At 42.4% G+C, this 6049-nt stretch carries 2 protein-coding genes; both read right to left on the reverse strand.

Annotation, left to right across the window (positions count from 1 at the left end; genetic code table 11):
• Positions 1 to 758: 758 nt before the first annotated feature.
• Entirely contained in the window at positions 759 to 3452 is a 2694-nt protein-coding gene (locus ACKTT2_RS08225) for a TonB-dependent siderophore receptor (RefSeq protein WP_407885536.1), read from the reverse strand.
• 229 nt (positions 3453 to 3681) lie between these two features.
• Positions 3682 to 6049 (reverse strand): non-ribosomal peptide synthetase (locus ACKTT2_RS08230; protein ID WP_407885538.1); only part of this gene is annotated, 2368 nt, incomplete at its 5' end.

Raw genomic sequence — 6049 nt, forward strand, 5'->3', positions numbered from 1 at the left:
TGGATGTAAAAAATTATTTCTGTCAAATCTAATACTTTCGGTGCTAATCGTGCTACACAAACTTCCTTTGTTTTCAGCCTAAACTATTTTGACGCTACTCTGTTAGTTTTCCATAATCATGCTTGGCTTATTCCGTTTTGCTGTACTAGTAATCACCAAAACAAGCTATATTAATTGAATTATAAAAGTATATTCAATTGCTTGACTTAGGTATTAATCTCTGAGAATTAGTTCAGCGAATTAATTATACTACCTAAATGCTAATTACTACTAATTAGTTGGAGTGAGAACTACTAATTTTGTTGCCATCAATTTTTAATTATCCCACTTTAGACTAACAAGAATTACTAAAATTAGCAACAGAATAACTTATTATGATTAAGTATCAAACAATGAAAATATATTATTTCTGTTTATAGCTATCTTTTAATAAGCAGTGGCAGGATTTGCAAACGAATAGAATCCGTTTGAACATAGGTTTAGGGAGTGTGGACTAAGTATGTGTGTACACGGTAGCCCTTACCAAGGGGAGGGAAACAAGACTAACTTTCCCCCTTTACAAGTTTACGGTGTACATACAAGTCGATAGCAAGTCTGATTCGCAGACAATCGTTTTCTGAAAGCCTCGATTCCTCGTTAGAAAGTTCTCAATAAGTTGAACATACTTGAGAATTATCTAATAAGCTCAAAGCCTTCTGAAGCAAAAATTTTGGGACTTCTATGTACATGGTAGCCCTTAAAAGAGGGCTAGGGAGGGATCAAAATTGCCACGAAATCGTGCCCTGCACTGTGAATGGTTCACCATAAGTAACACCAGGTGCGAAAATAGCTTCAAAATATTTCACATCGAACAGATTTCTAAAATTGAGGGCAGCACGAAATTGATCGCGCCTGTAAAAAATTGCCGCATCTGTCCGCAAATAGCTGGGAAGTTGATAAGTATTCCCTAAATCCCCTTGTCGCTCTCCGACGAAGAACAAGCCTGCACCCACACCAAAGCCCTTCCAGGAACCACGTTGAATTTCGTAGGTCGTCCAGAAGTTGACAGCGTTTTCAGGGGCAAGTATCAATTGATTGCCCACGGGAAAAGTGTTGTCTTCAGTAAGTCGGGCATCGGTGTAGGCATATCCTACAATGATGTTCCATCCTGGCAGAATTTCGCCTGCGATACTGAGTTCAATCCCTTTGCTACGCTGCTCTCCGGTTTGAATCGAAAATCGATTGAGGGGTACACCGGGTCTGGTGTCAGCCGTCAGAACACCACTACGAGTTAGATCGTAGAGCGCTAGGGTTGCCGAAAGTCGATTATTCAAATCTGCTTTGACCCCCACTTCATACTGGGTGCCCTTCTCAGGTTGAAACAGATCGCCTTCAAAACTGGTGCCGGTAACAGGTGTAAACGAGCGACTGTAGCTGGCATACAGGGAAATGGGTGGAACGGGTTGATAGACAATGCCCACACGCGGACTGAAGCCATCTCCCGATTGACTACTTTCGGTATTTGCCAACAAATCTTCGGTACTTTGCTTAAACAGATCAAACCGTCCGCTTAGCAAGAGCTTCAGATTCTCCGCCAGCGTTACCTGATCCTGAATGTAAATCCCTAGAGTATCGGTCAAATTCCTTACATTAAAAAAATCGGCTCTGAAAGGTCCAAGAGGCTGCCCATACACGGGGTTAAACAGGTCTACGGGTGCAGCAGGTGCCCTAAGGTAATCGGCGAAATCGTCAAATCTATTCAGATCGACTCCAAAAACGAGCTGATGACCAATTGAACCCGTTAAGAATTTACCAGTCACATTGACGTTTAGATCGTAGGAATCCGATCCCTCATCTCTGTCAAAAAAACCCCTATTCGTTACAGTTCGATTATCGGTAGCAAGACTGCCAGGAGGAATATACTCTTCATTAGTGTCATCCCTGTTCCGTCTCCATTGGAATGCCTGCTGTATCGACCAGTTATCGCTGAACTGATGCTCTAGCCGATAGCCTACTCTGTATTGCTCGATACTAAAAACACCGTCAGGATTTCCAAGATAACGATTGCGTGGAACATCACCATTAGGGTTTGGAAACACTGTGCCGACCAACGGCAAGCCAAAGTCAATAACCTGGCTTCTGTCTGTATACTCGCCTTCCAGGGTGATGCGGGTGCGCTCACTAATGTCCCAACGTATAACTGGGGCAATTGTGAAATTTTCCGTCCTAACATTATCAACGAAACTGCCGCTATTCAGGTAGCCAACATTAAGGCGATATAACAGTGTTTTAGAGTCGCTCAACGGTCCTGATAAATCGATCGCCCCCCGATAGAAGTCATAACTGCCAATGGTAGCGTCAACAGCATAGAAGGGGTCGCGCAGAGGTTGTTTCGTCACAATGTTGATGGTTCCCCCCAGATTGCCTGTTCCGTAAAGCACGGAAGCAGGACCTGAAAGCACTTCAATTCTTTCGACATTAGGGGCAAGTTCTGGCTCCAATCGTCCTTCTCTCAGCCCATTTCTAAGATAATTGCTGTTGTTGTCATCAAAGTTAAAAAATCCTCGAATCAGAAATCTGGCAAATGGTGCTCTTGAAGTCTGAACTTGAGCAACCCCAGGAGCGTTTTTCAGGGCTTCGGAGAGGGTAGTGGCGTTTTGGTCGCGCAGCACTTCTTGGGGCACAATCTGAATCGATTGGGGAATGTCACGTAGTGGGGTGTTGGTTCGGGTGCCCACAGAGGTATTTGGTACGCGATAGCCATCTTGCTCACCTGTCACCACTAACTCAATCGGCTCATCCTGCTGCGCCGATGGTGTGTTTTGCGGTGTTTCACTTGCTGGCTTTTCTTCAGTTTGTGATGTTTGGGGCTGTTGCGGTGGCTGTGTTGCCGTTGCCGCAGATGCTACCGCAAAAACCAGCCCTGCATTATCATCAAATAACTCAACCGTTGGTAAAGCCTTCTCACCCACCACTGTCACTCGCACAGTATTTGCATCAATATTCGTAACTGTTATTTCAGTAATTCCGGCAAGAGGTTTTTCCGAACGAAATGTAAAAGCATCGCCTGAAGGTAGTCGTAACTGCCCACCAGATACATCTACAATAAAGTTATTGTCTGTACTGCGATTTGTAACTTGCAGTCGAGTCCCTTGAGTCGTCTCTAAAACGATCTCCACACCTTTATTAGTGGCATTAGCTTTAACGGACGTTATTAGTACAATTTCACGCCCAAGGTTCGGGGGGTTGCTTGGTGTTTGCGACTGCACCAACATTCTGGCGCTAGTGCTGGGAAATTTTATCTCACTGAGTTGGCGAACCTCTTTAATTGACCTAGAATTACGTAGTACTGATGCAATAGATTTACTCTGTACCTCTAACTTAGGTACTTCAGTAGCAGTCGCTTTCATTGCACTCCAAAGCCAAACAAAACTCGTTAGTAATAAAATTTTTGATAACTGCTTTCGTTTCATTTGCTACCCCACACGCCTAGTAATGCTAGTGAAATCATGACAATACTGCAGCAAATAGCTTAATTTTTTGAGAAAAGCTATCACTAGCATGAGAATAAACATTACATTAAAGGGGTAAGCAATTGCAAGTCTTTCTCAGCTTTTCTTCATAAAACAGTCACTTTTGACTCCATGCTCCGCACTCTCAATGATTGCAAACGAGGCTTTGTATTCATGATTTGCTCCATCCTTAAATGTTTTCAATAGATTTCAGTTTTTGTAGACGCTTTCTTTGTTGAGCTTTACCATCTAAAATTTTTTCAGTGACAATTTCTCTCAAATAAGATGGCTCTTGATTTTTGTCTACATTAAAATAATCTGCTAAAGAGCTTATGGTCGGATATCTAAACAGGTCGAGAATAGATAAATTCTTTTTAAAGACTTCACGTAATTTACCATGAACCTGAACTAGAAGCAATGAATGACCACCGAGTTCAAAGAAGTTATCATGAATTCCTACAGTCTCAACATTTAGTACTTCTTGCCAAATGTCGGCAATAGTCTGTTCCACCTCAGTTTGGGGTGACTGATAAACCGCTTCCAATTCAGGACGCGCAGTATCTGGTGCTCTTAAAGCTTTGCGATCGACCTTACCATTAGGTGTAAGTGGGATCGCCTCCAACGTAACAAAACTAGATGGGACCATGTAGCTTGGCAACTTTGCTTCTAAAAAACCGCGTAGTTCAGAAATCGTTGGCGTTTGCTTTGAGTTGGGAACTACATAGGCGACTATTCGTTGAGAATCTGCTTGTGAAGAATGAATCGCAACCACAGTTTCTCGTACTCCAGGGTGCTGGCTGATGAGTGTTTCAATTTCTCCAAGTTCAATTCGGAAACCACGGAGTTTTACTTGGTTATCAGTTCGACCAATGTATTCTATCTCTCCATTCGGCAAATAGCGTGCTAGATCTCCTGTTTTGTACAGACGTGTTGATTTATCGCTAAAGGGATTGGGGATAAATTTTTCTGCTGTCAAATCGGGTTTGTGGAAATAGCCTCGTGCCAATCCTTCGCCACCAATACATAGTTCGCCTGGTACACCCACAGGAACTAACTGATTATATTGGTCTAAGATATAAAGTTGCGTGTTTGCAATTGGGTGACTAATTGGTACAGTACTGTTAACTGTTTTTACCAAGCTAGCGGCTGACCAAATAGTGGTTTCGGTAGGGCCATACATATTCCATAAAGAGTCGCATCGGTCAAGTAACTGATTTGCTAGGTGTCCAGGTAAAGCTTCACCACCACAGAGAATTTTTAGTTGATGATTACCACCCCAACCTGTTGCCAAAAGTAACTGCCATGTTGCTGGTGTAGCTTGCATAACTGTAGCTTTGGAATCAGTTAATGTTACTGATAGTTGTGTTCCGTCCGAAGCTACTTCCCGGCTGACAATGACTAAGCGAGCGCCTACTACAATTGGCAGGAACAATTCTAATGCTGCAATATCAAAGGAATAGGTAGTAACTGCTAGTAAGGTATCTTCCTCAGTTAATCCAGGGCTTTGCTTCATCGCAAATAGGAAGTTGTTTAAAGCCTTATGAGGAATTTGCACGCCTTTTGGTTTGCCTGTCGAACCGGAGGTGTAGATAGTATAAGCTAGGTTTTCAGTTATTAGTAGGGAGAATAAATTTTCTTGACTTTGTTGGTCAATCAGTTGCCAATCAGTATCTAAACAAATGACTTGAGTTTTTTGTTGAGGTATTGCTTCCAACAGTGATGTTTGAGTCAGCAATACTGACACTTGAGTATCTTTTAGTATAAATGCTAAGCGCTCTTGGGGATAACTGGGATCTAGTGGGATGTACGCACTACCTGCTTTGAGGATGGCTAATAGTCCGATGACCATATTGAGCGAGCGCTCTACACAAATCCCTACCAATACCTCTGGTTTTACTCCTAATGAACGCAAATAGTGCGCCAATTGGTTAGCTTTTGCATTTAGTTCCCAATAAGTTAGCTGTTCCGATTCAAACACTACAGCGACTGCATCAGGTGTTTTTTCTACCTGCGCTTCAAATAATTCATGGATACATTGCTCTTTAGGATACTCAACTTCTGTATCATTCCACTTCCATAGCAATTGATACCGTTCAGATTCTGTCAACAATGGCAACTCCGACAAACGCTGCTGTGGATTAGCAACAATTCCAGAAAGCAACGTTTGCAAATGACCTACCATCCGAGAGATCGTATTTTCCGCGAATAAATCAGTATTATATTCTAAATTACCAATTAACCCCTCCACCGTTTCAGTCATATTTAGGGTCAAATCAAATTTGGCAGTATCACTATCGCTTTCTAATGGAGTTAAAGTCAAACCAGGCAATTCTAACGAAGACATCGGTGCATTCTGAAGCACAAACATCACTTGAAATATTGCTGTATGACTTAAGTCTCGCTGCGGTTGCAGTTGCTCAACTAACAACTCAAAAGGCAAATCTTGATGTGCATAAGCTCCTAATGCTACTTCCCGCACTCGTTTAAGTAGCTCTTCAAAACTGGGATTTCCTGCAAACTTAGTTCGTAGTACTAGAGTATTGACAAAAAATCCAATT

Source organism: Scytonema hankhaensis NUACC26 (assembly GCF_045865695.1).
GTDB lineage: Bacteria > Cyanobacteriota > Cyanobacteriia > Cyanobacteriales > Nostocaceae > Scytonema.

What these genes read in the sequence shown, in the direction of transcription:
- ACKTT2_RS08225 (WP_407885536.1), bottom strand. Translation starts at nt 3,452, where the DNA reads ATGAAACGAAAGCAGTTATCAAAAATTTTATTACTAACGAGTTTTGTT.